This is a genomic window from Streptosporangium carneum, assembly GCF_027922005.1.
GTDB classification, from domain to species: domain Bacteria; phylum Actinomycetota; class Actinomycetes; order Streptosporangiales; family Streptosporangiaceae; genus Streptosporangium; species Streptosporangium carneum.
In genome coordinates this window covers 107,037-119,624 of the sequence record NZ_BSEV01000005.1, presented here as the reverse complement: position 1 = coordinate 119,624, position 12,588 = coordinate 107,037, and the positions used below count along the sequence as shown (strand labels likewise).

At 72.2% G+C, this 12,588-nt stretch carries 14 protein-coding genes; 8 read left to right on the top strand and 6 right to left on the bottom strand.

Annotated elements, in window-relative coordinates; translation table 11 throughout:
- Positions 1-12: 12 nt before the first annotated feature.
- Entirely contained in the window at positions 13-1,539 is a 1,527-nt protein-coding gene (locus PKF00_RS14075) for an NAD(P)-binding domain-containing protein (RefSeq protein WP_271217932.1), read from the top strand.
- Positions 1,540-1,689: 150 nt separating this feature from the next.
- Here PKF00_RS14075 and PKF00_RS14070 read toward each other — a convergent pair whose 3' ends face one another.
- Positions 1,690-2,391: a type 1 glutamine amidotransferase domain-containing protein gene (locus PKF00_RS14070; RefSeq protein ID WP_271217931.1), complete on the bottom strand. Its 702-nt coding sequence runs from the start codon at positions 2,389-2,391 to the stop codon at positions 1,690-1,692.
- Between the two features lie 218 nt (positions 2,392-2,609).
- Entirely contained in the window at positions 2,610-3,278 is a 669-nt protein-coding gene (locus tag PKF00_RS14065) for a TetR/AcrR family transcriptional regulator (RefSeq protein WP_271217930.1), read from the bottom strand.
- 156 nt (positions 3,279-3,434) lie between these two features.
- On the opposite strand from PKF00_RS14065, the gene PKF00_RS14060 reads away from it, so the two are divergent.
- Positions 3,435-4,259: an SDR family NAD(P)-dependent oxidoreductase gene (locus tag PKF00_RS14060; RefSeq protein ID WP_271217929.1), complete on the top strand. Its 825-nt coding sequence runs from the start codon at positions 3,435-3,437 to the stop codon at positions 4,257-4,259.
- Positions 4,260-4,375: 116 nt separating this feature from the next.
- Here PKF00_RS14060 and PKF00_RS14055 read toward each other — a convergent pair whose 3' ends face one another.
- On the bottom strand, positions 4,376-5,260 hold the full coding sequence (locus PKF00_RS14055; RefSeq protein WP_271217928.1) for an NAD(P)-dependent oxidoreductase: 885 nt from the start codon (positions 5,258-5,260) through the stop codon (positions 4,376-4,378).
- A gap of 95 nt (positions 5,261-5,355) precedes the next feature.
- On the opposite strand from PKF00_RS14055, the gene PKF00_RS14050 reads away from it, so the two are divergent.
- Entirely contained in the window at positions 5,356-5,697 is a 342-nt protein-coding gene (locus PKF00_RS14050; RefSeq protein ID WP_271217927.1) for a winged helix-turn-helix transcriptional regulator, read from the top strand.
- 136 nt (positions 5,698-5,833) lie between these two features.
- Positions 5,834-6,472 carry a maleylpyruvate isomerase N-terminal domain-containing protein gene (locus PKF00_RS14045; protein ID WP_271217926.1) on the top strand — a complete coding sequence of 213 codons (639 nt, stop codon included), beginning with the start codon at positions 5,834-5,836 and terminating at the stop codon, positions 6,470-6,472.
- A 98-nt stretch (positions 6,473-6,570) separates the two neighbouring features.
- Here the strand turns inward: PKF00_RS14045 and PKF00_RS14040 are convergent, their stop codons facing one another.
- The 3 genes from PKF00_RS14040 to PKF00_RS14030 all read right to left on the bottom strand — a co-directional run bounded on the left by PKF00_RS14040 (position 6,571) and on the right by PKF00_RS14030 (position 8,728).
- Positions 6,571-7,884, bottom strand: a complete 1,314-nt coding sequence (locus tag PKF00_RS14040; protein ID WP_271217925.1) for an RNA polymerase sigma factor — start codon at positions 7,882-7,884, stop codon at positions 6,571-6,573.
- A 78-nt stretch (positions 7,885-7,962) separates the two neighbouring features.
- Positions 7,963-8,325: a YciI family protein gene (locus PKF00_RS14035; RefSeq protein WP_271217924.1), complete on the bottom strand. Its 363-nt coding sequence runs from the start codon at positions 8,323-8,325 to the stop codon at positions 7,963-7,965.
- A 190-nt stretch (positions 8,326-8,515) separates the two neighbouring features.
- Positions 8,516-8,728: a GNAT family N-acetyltransferase gene (locus tag PKF00_RS14030; RefSeq protein ID WP_271217923.1), complete on the bottom strand. Its 213-nt coding sequence runs from the start codon at positions 8,726-8,728 to the stop codon at positions 8,516-8,518.
- A gap of 43 nt (positions 8,729-8,771) precedes the next feature.
- On the opposite strand from PKF00_RS14030, the gene PKF00_RS14025 reads away from it, so the two are divergent.
- From PKF00_RS14025 to PKF00_RS14010, 4 genes are all read left to right on the top strand, one after another.
- On the top strand, positions 8,772-9,500 hold the full coding sequence (locus tag PKF00_RS14025; protein WP_271217922.1) for a DUF6882 domain-containing protein: 729 nt from the start codon (positions 8,772-8,774) through the stop codon (positions 9,498-9,500).
- Positions 9,501-9,608: 108 nt separating this feature from the next.
- Entirely contained in the window at positions 9,609-10,235 is a 627-nt protein-coding gene (locus tag PKF00_RS14020) for an ABC transporter ATP-binding protein (protein WP_271217921.1), read from the top strand.
- Positions 10,232-11,701 (top strand): DUF6297 family protein, encoded by a 1,470-nt coding sequence (locus tag PKF00_RS14015; protein ID WP_271217920.1) that lies wholly within the window; start codon positions 10,232-10,234, stop codon positions 11,699-11,701. Before PKF00_RS14020 ends, PKF00_RS14015 begins: the two co-directional genes overlap by 4 nt.
- Positions 11,702-11,710: 9 nt before the next feature.
- Positions 11,711-12,220, top strand: a complete 510-nt coding sequence (locus PKF00_RS14010) for a GNAT family N-acetyltransferase (RefSeq protein WP_271217919.1) — start codon at positions 11,711-11,713, stop codon at positions 12,218-12,220.
- The last annotated feature ends 368 nt before the right edge of the window (positions 12,221-12,588 follow it).

The window sequence follows — 12,588 nt, the reverse complement described above, 5'->3', positions numbered from 1 at the left end:
AAAGGTCGGCTCGTGATCCAGGAGCATCGTTACGTCGTGGTCGGCGCTGGTCCTGCGGGGTTGCAGATCGGTTACTTCCTGCAGGAGCGGGGCGCGGACTACGTGATCGTGGAGCGGGAGCGGTCAGCGGGTGGCTTCTTCACCCGTTTTCCCCGGCATCGGCGGCTGATCTCGCTCAACAAGGTGCACACCTGGTCCGACGACCCCGAGCTCCGGCTCCGCTGGGACTGGAACTCACTGCTGAGCGACGACCCGTCCCTGCTGTTCCCCGACTACAGCGACGACTACTTCCCCTCCCCCGACGACCTGCGGCGCTACCTCACCGACTTCCACACCACCCACGACCTGCGGGTCGCCTTCGGCACCGGGGTCAACCGGGTGATCGGCAAGGAGGAGGGGTTCCGGCTGGAGACCGAGGACGGGCGGGAGATCCAGGCGGAGTGCCTGATCTGGGCGGGCGGCTGGGGTGGTCCGAACATCCCTGACATCCCCGGCATCGAGCACGCGGAGGGATATGAGGACATGGTCGTCGACCCCGAGCCGTTCCGCGGCAAACGGGTCCTGATCCTCGGCAAGGGGAACTCGGCGTTCGAGACGGCGCACGCCCTCCGCGACCACGCCTCGATGATCCATCTGGCCAGCCCCAGGCCGGTCCGGCTCGCCTGGAAGTCCCGGCATCCGGGGGACGTGCGCGGCTCGTACGGCGCGCTGCTCGACAGTCACCACTTCAGCGCGCTCCACGCGTTGCTGGACTGCACGGTCGAGCGGATCGAGTTCGACGGCGAGACCTACACCGCCGACATCCTCCACAACCACGCGGGCGGCGAGCGCGAGACGCTCGAGTACGACGCGGTGCTGCGCTGCACCGGTTTCCGGATGGGCACCGAGGTGTTCGCCGACGGGCTGCGAGCCGCCCCCGGCGGAAGGCTGCCCGCGATCACGTCGGACTGGGAGTCGGCCAACCTCGACGGGCTCTACGTCGCGGGCACCATGATGCAGGCCCGCGACGCCAGGCGCGGGTCGTCGGCGTTCATCTACGGTTTCCGCTACAACCTGCGGACGCTGAGCCGCCTGCTCGCCGAGCGCTACGACGGGGTACGGTTCCCGCGCGCCGTCGTCCCCCGCGCGACGCTGGTCGAGTCGGTCCTGGACCGGGTCAACCGCAGTTCGGCCCTGTGGGCCCAGGCCGGCTACCTGGTCGACGCCCTGGTGATCACCGAGCACGGCATCGAACGCTTCGAGGACCTGCCGGAGGACTACGCCGTCGAGCGTTTCGGCGACCTGGTCACCGTGGGGCTGCGTCAGAGCCGGGAGCCCGACCCGGACGACCTGGAGGCCGCGGCGTTCGCGGTCGGGCGCCGCCCGCTGCCGCCGGGGGCCACCGAGAGCGAGGCCATCCACCCCGCGGTCCGGGTCTTCAGGAACGGCGTGCTGACGAGCGAGCTGCACCTGCCCGACAGCGTGGTCGCCCAGTGGCGTCATCCGGACCGGCATCTGGCCCCGCTGGAGCGCTTCTTCGCCCGGCTGCTGCCCCCGTGAGCTCGCACGCGGCCACCCTCCGTCCACGCGGCTCAAGACGGGCCGGACGGTTCTTCCACGCGGCTCACAGACAGGCCGGACGGTCCTCCCACCCGGCTCACAGACAGGCCGGGCTACGGCTTCGCGTACGCGCGCCGTACGGTCAGACCCTCACGCGGGCTGGAGCTGCTTGACGACGGCCTCGGCGACGCCTCTGGCGCTGCCGGGATTCTGCCCGGTGATGAGGCGGCCGTCCTCGACGACGTGGGTCTCGAACGGCTTTCGCGCGGTGCTGTAGCGTGCTCCGAGTTTCCTGAGCTCGTCCTGCAGGCTGTAGGGGACGGCCTCGGCCCGCCGCGCGGCCTCCTCCTCCGGCCAGGAGAACCCGGTGACGTCCTTGTCCTTCACCAGCGGCTCCCCGCTGCTGAGGGTGACGTTGAGCAGTCCGCAGGGGCCGTGGCACACGGCGGAGACGACGCGTCCGCTCTCGTAGAACCTCGCGATCAGAGACTCCAGGGGGTCGCTCCGGGGGAAGTCGAACATGACTCCGTGACCGCCGGTGAGATAGATCGCGTCGTAGTCCTCGAGGTCGACGTCGGACACCCTCTTGGTGTCGTCGAGGAGGTTCATGAACTCCCTGTCCCGATAGCGCCGCTCGGTGCCCAGGTCCGCCAGCACGTCGTGCGCCAGGCTCTCCGGGTCGATCGGGATCATGCCGCCGGACGGGCTCGCGATGTCCATGGAGAACCCGGCCTGCTCGGCGTGGTCCCAGAAGTGCGTCAGCTCCCCGAGCCACAGGCCCGTCCGCATGCCGACCTTCTCGTACTCCTCGGTGTTGGTGACGATGACCAGGATCTTGTTCTTCGCTGACATGTCCGCTCCTTCGCGTGGGAGTGTGCGGGATGTTTCGCGCGGGACAAGCGCGGGTTGTGCGGGCCTGCCTCACAGACGGCCGCCTCACGAGCGGCTGCCTCACGGACAACTGCCTCACGGGCCGCTGGGAGCGTCAGGGCTTCAACCGTCCATGCCGGAGTTACCCGCCCTAAAAACAGACAAACTCCACCAAACTGGCGTTCGATCCCGGGATCCGGTTACGCACCCCTCGCCGGCCCGGCGGCGAAGGCGCACAGGAAGGTGTCGACGGCGGCCCTCGCGACGGCCCGCAGTTCGGCCTCGGGAACGGGCCGGGCGCCCAGCCGGGAGCGCGTCTCCATCGGCCCGGTGAGCAGGGCGAGGAACTGCTCGGCCGCCTCGACCGGGTCGCACGCGCGCAGGCCGCCCGCGAGGGAGAGCCGGGCCAGCCGATCGGCCAGGGCGTCGTTGACGCGGTTCACCTCACCGCCCTGGACGACGTCGAGCAGGTCGGGGAACCTGGCGAACTCGGCGTACAGCAGCCGCCGCAGCGCCCAGGACCGCTCGTCGCAGTGGCGCCGGAGCAGCCGGTGGCCCACGTCCTCCAGCGTCGCGCGCACATCGCCGCCACGGACGACCAGCGACTCGACCACGGCCAGGTTCTCAGCCAGCGCGCTCTCGGCGGCGGCGGCCATCGCGTGGCGGAACAGGTTCTCCTTGTCGTTGAGGTGGTTGTAGACGGTGTGCTTGGCGACGCCCGCCACCTCCGCGATCTCCTGCACACACGCCTGGGCGTATCCCCTGACGGCGAACACGGTGAACGCCGCCTCCAGGATGGCCCGCCGTTTGTCGATGCGCCCGCGCGAGGCGGACCGCCCGGTCGCGGCCGGGGTCGTCGATCCGATCACCTCGCCATCGTATCGAGGCCGCCTCGCCCGACTGCACTCACGAGTGCAATCTTCTGCCCTGACGTGTTGTACGGCACCAGCCAGACCACTAAAGTGCACCCGTCAGTGCAATCATTTTGCTCTTCCCGCCGACGCGGGCGCCGAAGGAGACTTCTGATGAGGACCGTTGTGATCTCCGGTGGAACCGACGGGATAGGCAGGGAGATCGCCCTCACCTCCCTGAGCCGAGGCGAGAACGTCGTCGCCGTCGGCCGGAACCCGGAGAAGGGGAGAGCCCTCCTCGAAGCCGCCGCCGAGACCGGCGCGGGCGCGCGGGCCTTCTTCGTCGAGGCGGACCTGAGCCTGGTCAGCGAGAACAGGAGGGTCATCGAGGAGATCACGGCGAGGTTCCCCACGGTGGACGCGCTCGTGCTGTGCGCGCGGCACTACCTCTCGAGACGACGGGAGACGCCGGAGGGCTTCGAGGAGAACTTCGCGCTGTTCTACCTGAGCCGCTTCCTGCTCAGCCACGGTCTGGCCGGGGCCCTGGAGCGGGCCGAGAGGCCGGTCATCGCGAACGTGGCCGGGCCGGGCGGGAACATGTCTCTGATCCGCTGGGACGACCTGGAACTCGAACGGGGCTACGACGGCGGTGCGGCGCTGGGGCAGGGCGGCAAACTGAACGACCTGCTCGCTGTCTCCTTCGCCGAGGAGCACCGGGCGGGCCGCACCAGGTACGCGCTGTTCCACCCGGGCATCACGGCGACGAGCTTCTCCGGCGAGTACGACGAGGCGGTGAGGCCGCACATCGAGGCGATGAAGGAACGCGGGAAGCCGGTACGGGAGAGCGCCGCACCGATCATCGCCGTCCTCGACGACCCGCCCGCCGAACCGCTGAGCGCCTTCGTGGAGGGCCGCCGGATCAGCGTGGAGGACGCGTCCTTCGACAGGAGCGCCGCGGCACGGCTCCGCGACCTCACCGGGAGGCTGCTGTCACGCTGACACGCGGTTCCTCGTCTCCCGCCGTCACCGGGAACGACGGTGGGCTCACGGTGGGCTCGAGGGCCGCCCCCGTGGCTCTCCTGTCGTCTCGGGACGGAGCTCCACGGGACACGCCCTCAGCGGGCGAGCAGGTCGATCACACCGGTGACGCCCTCGTCGCCGTGTCCGTCGGCGAGGCGACGCTCCATCAAGCCCATGAACGGGGTCAGCAACTCGGTGCCGACCCCCTGATCCTCGGCCGTGCGCAGCAGCGTCCCGTTGGCCTGGACCATCATGGCGAGGTTGGAGGTCACTCCCCTGGTGTAGTCGCCGCTCTCCAGGTGGTCGGCGACGCCGTACACGTAGGGGGCCATGGCGGTGAGCCAGCCGACGAGCAGGGGGGCGAACTCCTTCGGCGAGACGTCCTTCTCCCCGCGGACCAGCGCGAAGGCGTGCGCGACCCCCGAGAACATCCCCGTCATCGCGCTCAGCAGCGCCACGTCGTGCAGGGCGGCGTAGCCGGGGTCCTCTCCGACGTACACGGTGCCCGCGGGGACGGCCAGCTCGCCCTGGCGGGCGTCGAAGAGGGCGCGGGACCCGCTGTAGAAGACGTAGGCGCCGGAGTCGGGGACGCCGATCATCGGCGGGACCGCCATGATCCCGCCGTCCAGGAATCGGGCGCCGCGTCCCTCGGCCCATTCGGCGCGGGCACGGCCCTGGGCGGGGGTGCCGGTGGTGAGGTTGACCAGGTCCTTGCCCGTCAGGTCGGCGTCCGCCAGGGCCTCGCCGACCGAGGCGTCGTCGAGCAGGCAGACCGCCACGAGATCGCTCGCGGCCACCGCCTCCGCGGCCGTCCCGGCGAGCTTCGCGCCCTCGGCGACGAGCGGTTCCGCCCGTGCGGGAGTGCGGTTCCACACGGTCAGCGGATGTCCGGCGGCGAGCCAGGTGCGAGCGAACGCGGCCCCCATCGCGCCGAGCCCCAGCAAAGTGATCGAGGACTTCTCGAAAGCGTTGTCGGTCATGCCGACTAGGCTTGCGGCAGGCCCCAAAGTGATCAAGTACGCACTTCGAAGTGGGTGGTTACCCCGGGGTGAGTGAGCAGGCAGGGGGGATGGGCATGGCGACCGTGCGAAGGCCCGGGGCGTACGTCTGCGGGATCGACGCGGCGATGGACGTGATCGGCGGGAAGTGGAAGGTGTTGATCCTCTGGGCGCTCAACGAGCACGCGTGCCGCTTCGGCGAGCTGCGCAGGCTGGTGCCGGGGGTGACCGAGAAGGTGCTCGCCTCCCACCTCCGGGAGCTGGAGGCCGACGGCATCGTGCACCGCGAGGTGTACGCCGAGGTGCCGCCCCGCGTCGAATACTCCCTGACCACGCTCGGCGTCTCCCTCAACGAGGCGCTGGCGCCGCTCGGCGACTGGGGACGGGAGCACGTGCTCGGCCCTGCGAAGAGCGCGTGAGCCCGCGCCGGGTCCGACGGAGGATCTCCTCGCCGGGCCGCCGGGAAGTTCCCCGGGAATCGCCCATCGGATCCGTGACGGTGATCTCATGGAGCTCAACGCGGTCCACGGCGAAACCCACCAGGAGGATGCGGAAATGACCGGTACCAGAGCCGACTTCCTGTCCACCGCCCACTCGGCGGCGAAACTGCTGCGCGATCCGGCGGTCGCCGCCGCCTGGCACGGGCCCAGCGCGCTGCCGGAGTTCAGCGTGGCCGGTCTGGCCGGCCACCTGGCCTACCAGATCCTGGCCCTCCCACCGCTCCTGACCGGACCGGTACCGCAGGAGCCGACCATCACCCTGCTGGAGCACTACAACCGGGCGCTGTGGATCGGCACCGCCCTCGACGACGACATCAACGTGCGCATCAGGAACGGCGGCCAGGAGATCTCGGCCGAAGGACCCGCGGCGCTGGCGGCACGCGTCGACGCCGCCCTGGGGGAACTGACCGGCGCCCTCGGCTCGACGGCGAACCGGCCGGTGCGCATCCACCTGTGGGGGCCGTGGTCGCTGGCGCTCGACGACATGCTGGTCACCCGGATGATGGAGCTGGCGGTCCACTCCGACGATCTGGCGGTCAGCGTGGGCGTGCCGACGCCGGACTTCCCGCCGAGCGCCGTCGAGACCGTGGTCGACCTGCTGTCACGCCTGGCCGTACGCCGCCACGGCCCGACCAGCGTGCTGCGGGCTCTCAGCCGCGCCGAACGCGCCCCGGCCACCATCGCCGCCTTCTGAAGGCACGAGAGGTCTCCGCCGGCCGGACGGAACCGTCCGGGACGCCACCGGTTTCGGCGGGCCCGGCCTCGTCGAGGCCGGGCTCACCGGTGCCGGGCTCATTCGGGCTCGGTCTCACCGGCGCCGATTTCATCGGGCTCGGAGGCACCGAACTCGGGTCCACCGGGCTCGGCCTCACCCGGCCGGGTGAGCGCCCGGTGGCGGTCGTGCAGGAAGGCCTGTTCGGAGGCGTTCGCGGTACGGGCCATCGCCGCCTCGTACGCCCGCGCGGCCTCGGCGTCCCGTCCCAGTCGCCGGAGCAGGTCGGCGCGGACGGCGTGGCGAAGGTGGTAGCGGTCCAGGTCGAGGGCGTCGACGAGGGCCAGCGCCGCCCGCGGCCCTTCGACCTCCGCGACGGCGACCGCGCGGTTGAGCGCCACGACCGGGCTCGGGTCGAACGTCAGAAGCAGGTCGTACAGCCGCAGGATCTGCCGCCAGTCGGTGGCGGCGGCGTCCGGCGCGTCGCCGTGGACGGCGTTGATCGCCGCCTGGATCTGGTACGGGCCGGGCCGTCCGCGTCGCAGACAGGCTCGTACGAGAGCCTGACCCTCGGCGACGAGGCCGCGGTCCCACCGGCCGCGGTCCTGGTCGGCCAGCAGCACGAGACCGCCGTCCTGGCCGGTGCGGGCCGTCCGCCGGGACTCGACGAGCAGCATGAGCGCGAGCAGCCCCGTGACCTCGGGTTCGTCGGGCATGAGCTCGACCAGAAGGCGTCCGAGGCGGATCGCCTCGGCGCACAGGTCCGCCCGGCCCAGCCGGTCCCCCGAGCTGGCCGTGTGACCTTCGTTGAAGACGAGGTAGACGACCGTCAGCACGGCCCCCAGACGGGCGGGCAGGTCGGCCTCACCCGGCACCCGGTAGGGGATCCGCGCGTCACGGATCTTGCCCTTGGCCCGGACCAGCCGCTGGGCCATCGTCGCCTCGGGGACCAGGAACGCCCGCGCGATCTCCGCGGTGGTGAGCCCGCCCAGCAGCCGCAGCGTCAGCGCGACCCGGGCGGCGGGGGCCAGCGCGGGATGGCAGCAGGTGAAGAGCAGCCGTAACCGGTCGTCGCGCACGGCGCCCTCCTCGGCGGGCTCGTCGGGGGTGTGCAACAGGGCGGCCTGGGCGTGCCGGTCCTCCCGCGACGCCTCCCGCCGATGGCGGTCGACCGCCCGGTTGCCGGCGGTGGCGATGATCCATCCCGCCGGGCTCGGCGGCATCCCGTCGGACGGCCAGCGCCGCACCGCCGCGACGAACGCCTCCTGGACCGCCTCCTCGGCGACGTCGATGTCCCCGAAGCGGCGGACCAGGACGGCGACCGCGCGGCCGTACTCCTCGCGGAAGACGCGTTCGACGTCCGAGACGAGGACGTCCGGCGCGCCGGGCGTCATCGCGGCTCCCTCCGACGCGGTTCGACGAGCCGCGGAGGACGGTCCCCGGGCGGCTCCGCGAGGAACACGTGCGATGTCCTACGGCAGGTGGTCACCGGTCTCACCCTGGAACGGACGCACCTCCACCGGAAGCGTGACCGCCCTGGCGAGCTTGCGTCCCCACTCCAGCGCGGCGTCGAGATCAGACGCCCTGACGATGGTCAGGCCACCGACGTGCTCCTTGCCCTCGGTGTACGGACCGTCGGTGACGAGCGCCTCGCCGTCCTGGACCCGCACCACGGTGGCCGTGCTCGGCTCGTGCAGCCCGCCCGCGAAGACCCACGCGCCCGCGGCCCTGAGCTCCTCGTTGAAGGCGCCGACCTCCCGCATGATCGGCTCCAGGACCTCGGGCGAGGGCGGGCCTCCGTCGGGCTGCTGGATGCTGAGCAGGTAGTGCTTCATCTTCCCAGGATCTCCTTTGACGAGTCGGATGTCGCACCCGGCGTCCGCCGGGCCTCTCACCCTCTACACGAACGACACCCGGTCGAATCGACACGGCACGACGGCGAAATCGACGTCACCTCGGCGACGGGCAGCCGCGCCACCGTTCGGGGCGCGCCCGGCGGCGCTTCGCGAGCCTCCGGTCCCGGCCCTACCTCAGTGGGTAGTCGTAGCGGACGAACCCATGGAAACGCGCCACCTTGTCGTACAGGGCGCGGGCGGTGACGTTGTCCTGTCCGGTGGTCCAGTACAGGCGGGAGGCTCCCCGCTCCCGTGCCGCCTCCGCCACTCGCTCGATCAGCGCCCGCGCCGCCCCCCGGCCGCGGGCCGCGTCACCGCCGTTCGGATCCGTGGAACGAACCATGGCCAAATGGACGCCTTCCGCGAAGATCCCCTACTCTGCGGGCGTGCCGGAGACACTCACCCTGACAAACCTTCTCGACGACGCGGCGATGATCTCGATCGAACACCAGCTGCACCTCGCGGACGTCGTCGGCGACCACAACTGGAACGTCGACCTGCGACAGCAGCGGTTCACGTTCGACAAAGAGGACCACAGCATCACCTGCTCCCGGTTCCACCTGCTCGGCAGCGCCGCCCCCGGCCCCGGCTCGTGGCTGTGGGCCTGGGCGAACCCGTCCGGGTTCCCGGACGAGCTGACCGCGCTGTCGGCGACGCTGCGCGACTTCGGGCAGCGGTACAACATCGCGGAACTCGCCTCGGCGGAGGTGCCGTTCGACACGCTGCCCGGCTCGCCCGCCGAGCCGCACCACGCCGCCAGCATCCTCATCGAGGCCGCGAAGGCCGTGACCGGTCAGTGGACCTCCTACAGCGGCGACGCGGGCGGCGGCACCCGTGTCGCGTTCCTCGTGGAGCACCCGGCCTTCCGGCTGCCGCCGCCCGAGCCCGCCCGCGTCATGCGCGTGATCCAGCAGGCGCTCACCGACATGTGGCTGACGGACCACCGGCGCGCCCTGCACGGCTACGCCGTACGGCGGGGGCTCGGCGCGACGTTCAACGCGGACCACACGAAGCTCGCCCTCACCGGCCCCGGCTTCGAGGCGACCGCCGCCTTCGACGAACTCGGCCGCGTCGCCGACATCAACGCCACCCTGTCGTCGACGCACGGCGCGTGACAAGGCTCGGGTGGCGAGGGTGCCCCCGGGCGGCCGACCGGTGAGGCGGCGTCAGGCCCGCCGTCACCGCGGCCCGGTGTGACGGCGACGGACGTAGACTCCCGAAACGTGGAGACAGCGATCATCACCGTGCGTGACGTCCGGGTGGATCTGGGCGGGCACACCGTGTTCCGCGAGGTGGACCTGACAGCCGGGCCAGAGGAGATCGTGGCCGTCGCCGGGGAGAACGGGGCGGGCAAGTCGACGCTGCTGCGCTGCCTCGCCGGCCTGCAGACTCCCTCGGGGGGGCAGATCAGGGTGCTGGGCGGCCCGCCGGCCGACACGGCGGGCTTCTGGCGCGAGGTGGTGTCGGCAGGCGACGAGCCGGCCTGGTATCCGGGGTTGAGCGTCCGGGAGCACGTGGAGCTGGTGTTGTCGGTCCACGGCGGCGGACGGCTGAGCGTCGAGTCGGCGCTGTCGGCCTTCCAGCTGGAGAGGCGTGCCGAACTGCACCCGCTGACCCTGTCCACCGGGCAGCGCCAGCGGGTGTCGCTGGCCATGGCGCTGGCCAGGCCGAGCCGCCTGCTGCTGCTGGACGAGCCCGAGCGCGGGCTGGACGCCGACTTCCGCGAACGCCTGGCGGGCATCCTGCGCGAATACGCGGCGCAGAGCGGCACCATTGTCATGGCCACCCATGACATCGCTCTCGCCGAGGCGTGCGGCGCCCGCCTGGTCACGTTGGAGGCGGCACGGTGAGAAGCTGGCAGGACCGGTACGCGGCGTCGCTCAGCGCCGCCGTGGCGATCGCGATCGTCGGCCAGCCGCTCGTGTCCGTTCTGGGCGCCCTCGCCCGCCAGGCCGATCCCGGCCGGATCAGCTCCGGGCTGGCGCTGGTGGCCGTGGCCTACGCGGGCTACCTGACGCTCGTCAGGACGGCCGGCCCGGTGGTGCTGGGCGCCGCCGACGCCTCCTGGCGCCTGTTGTCGCCGCTGCCCCGCCGTACCGTCCTCGGCAGGACGGCGCTGGCGCTGCTCACCGTGTCGGTTCTGGGCGGCCTGGTGCTGGGCGTGGCGCTGGTGGCCGTGCTCGGCGCTCCCGATCAGCTCTCCCTGCGGCTGGCGGCCGCGCTGGTGCTGGGTCTCGGCGCGGGGCTGGGCGGCATGGCGATGGGGGTCCTGGGCCAGGCGTCTCCCGCGTGGGACGGGTGGCTGCGGGCGCTGATCGCCGTCATCGTGGTGGCGGCCGTAGTGCTGGCCGTGCTCGGCGCCGGGCCCGGCCGGCACCTGCCCGCGGTGGTGGCGGGCGCTCCGGCCGGACCGGTCGGCGTCGTCGCGGGCTGCGCGGCGGCGGTGACCGCGCTGCTGGTACGGCGGGCCTGGACGGCGCTCGGCCGCGTCCCCGCCCGCGCGATCCTGGCCGCCTCCGTGAGGGCAGGCCGGGTCGCTCAAGCGGCCGTGGTGCTGGATCCCGGCATGCTGACCTGGGTGGTGGAGGACAACCACTGGCGGGGCCGGACACTGCGCTCGCGCCGCTGGCCGGTGACAGGCGCGTGGGCGCTGGCCTGGCAGGAGGCTCGGCGCCTCGGACGCCGTCCGGCGCGGCTCGCGGTACTGGCCGGCGCCGCCGCGCTGCCCGCCCTGGTCGTGACCGCCGGGCTGCCCCAGGTGGCCGTCGCGCTGACGCCTGCGGGCGCGCTCGCGGCGGCGGCCTCCGTCACGTCCGGCGTCCGCCGCGACGACGACAACCCCGCGCTGCTGCGGGTGCTGGCCGTGGAGCCTCGTGCCGCCCTGGCCGTGCGGGCCCTGCCGTCTGCTCTGCTGGGCGCGTTGTGGCTGGATGTCGCCTTCGCCGGGTTGAGCGCCGTCGGCGCCTCTCCCGGGGGTCTCTGGTGGCTGCTGGGCCCGGCCTGCGGCCCCGCCCTGGCCGTGGCGGCCCTGCGGATGGCCAGGCGGCGGCCGGTCGACCACTCCATGCCGGTCATCGACACGCCGGGGGGTGCGATTCCCACGGGGCCGCTGCTGTGGGCGCTGACCGGCGTGGACCTCGCGCTGCTCGGCTGCGCGCCCGCGTTGCTGGCGCTGGCCGTACAGCCCGCGAATCCGGTGCCCTACCTGCTGGCCCAGGCGTTGACCGGACTGGGGGTTCTCTGGGGATACATCGTTCTGGCCACGCGCGGTGGCCGGAGGCGGACGCGGACGGTGAAAGGCGTCCAGCTCCAGTAGCGTGCCCTGATGACCAGAAATTTCACCGTTTTCCCGGCTTCCTCGGGTGACGGGGACGCGGTGGGCGAGGTCCACTCGGAGTCGTGGAGGGCCGCCTACTCCGGTTTCTTCTCCCCGGAGTTCGCCGCCGAGGCGATCGCACAGCGGCGTCACAAATGGCACGGCGTGCTCGCCGAGAGCGAGAACACGGCCCTGCTGGCCGCGCTGGACGGGCGGGCGCTGGCCTTCTCCTACTTCGGCCCCTCGGCGACACGGCCCGGGTCGGCGGAGATCTTCGGCTTCTACGGTCACCCTGACGGCTGGGGAAGCGGCGTCGCGAGCCTCCTGATGGCCTCCTCCCTGCGGAGGATCCGCGAGGACGGCTTCGGGCACGTCCATCTGTGGACGCTCCGTGACACGCCTCAGTCACGCCGCTTCTACGCCAAGAGCGGCTTCACCGAGTCAGGCGTGGTCCGCGACCACGACTACGGCGACGGCAACCCGCTCGCGCAGGTCGAGTACGAGCTCACCCTGCCCTGACGGCCGGAGCAGCCGTGGACGGCCGATCCCCCGCTCCGCACGGACGCTTGTCGTCGAGGGCGACGGTGAGGGAACAGGGCCGGAACCGGTCCGGCGCGGCGGGGAGCGCGACGGAGGGGCCCATGAGAGCGAGAGGGCCGCGGGGCTTCGTGGAACGGGAGCCCCGCAGCCCGGAAGACCTCTGCGGGACGGTCACGGCGGGGCGGGGGGTTCCCGGTCAAGGGGGTCCGGGGATTCCCCGCCCCGCCGTGCCTGTCTCTGTCCCGGCAGGCGACGGGCGGACGTTCGCGGCCCGTGACCGGGCCGCTCTGTCCTCCCTCGCCCGTCCCCTGCCGGGACGGTTTCCTCCCCGCCCTGGCGCGTTGGCG

Coding starts and splice junctions, on each gene's coding strand:
- PKF00_RS14060 (WP_271217929.1), top strand. CDS start 3,435: ATGAGGACCGTTGTGATCTCCGGTGGAACCGACGGGATAGGCAGGGAG.
- PKF00_RS14035 (WP_271217924.1), bottom strand. CDS start 8,325: ATGAAGCACTACCTGCTCAGCATCCAGCAGCCCGACGGAGGCCCGCCC.
- PKF00_RS14070 (WP_271217931.1), bottom strand. CDS start 2,391: ATGTCAGCGAAGAACAAGATCCTGGTCATCGTCACCAACACCGAGGAG.
- PKF00_RS14050 (WP_271217927.1), top strand. CDS start 5,356: ATGGCGACCGTGCGAAGGCCCGGGGCGTACGTCTGCGGGATCGACGCG.
- PKF00_RS14030 (WP_271217923.1), bottom strand. CDS start 8,728: ATGGTTCGTTCCACGGATCCGAACGGCGGTGACGCGGCCCGCGGCCGG.
- PKF00_RS14045 (WP_271217926.1), top strand. CDS start 5,834: ATGACCGGTACCAGAGCCGACTTCCTGTCCACCGCCCACTCGGCGGCG.
- PKF00_RS14055 (WP_271217928.1), bottom strand. CDS start 5,260: ATGACCGACAACGCTTTCGAGAAGTCCTCGATCACTTTGCTGGGGCTC.
- PKF00_RS14010 (WP_271217919.1), top strand. CDS start 11,711: ATGACCAGAAATTTCACCGTTTTCCCGGCTTCCTCGGGTGACGGGGAC.
- PKF00_RS14040 (WP_271217925.1), bottom strand. CDS start 7,884: ATGACGCCCGGCGCGCCGGACGTCCTCGTCTCGGACGTCGAACGCGTC.